We start from the raw sequence: 425 nt of genomic DNA on the forward strand, positions 1-425 counted from the left end.
GTAGATGCCCATAGCACCGCAGTTAGCGAGGAACGTGCGTTCGTGGTCTGGCTCACTCGGGGATTCTGAGATATTGAGGGACACGTAACACTGGCGCAAGTTCACATCAAAGGGACAACCCTTGAACAACCCTTGAAGGTATTGCAGTGATTCATAGGTAGGCACAGTGACCAAATCATAGAGCTTCATACTTCACCTTTAACAGAAACCCCAGTTCCGGAGTTGGAGACTCTTAGCTGGGAATGCGGACGTAAAAGCGTCCAATTCAGGCTCCCGCATAATCCAGTGCCAGACGTGGCCCCGGAGCGGCATGCCCTGATTCACGACCTGCGCATAGCGCTGCTTCGTGTTCTTGCGAATGCTTTTGAGAACATCGTCGATGGTGAGTTCTGATGCTGGATCGATGGTGACCAGCACCTGATCAG

2 protein-coding genes are annotated in these 425 nt (G+C 52.2%); both read right to left on the reverse strand.

All coding sequences use genetic code 11. The features are described 5' to 3' along the window. Positions 1–189, reverse strand: a 189-nt coding sequence (locus AC1RPR_RS08345) for a hypothetical protein (protein ID WP_481763491.1), incomplete at its 3' end; no start/stop codon positions are given. Between the two features lie 9 nt (positions 190–198). Beyond that, positions 199–425: hypothetical protein (locus tag AC1RPR_RS08350; protein WP_438451371.1), on the reverse strand; the 227-nt coding region annotated here is incomplete at its 5' end.

The sequence above is a fragment of the Dellaglioa sp. CoH-57-MRSF-22 genome (genome assembly GCF_056781895.1).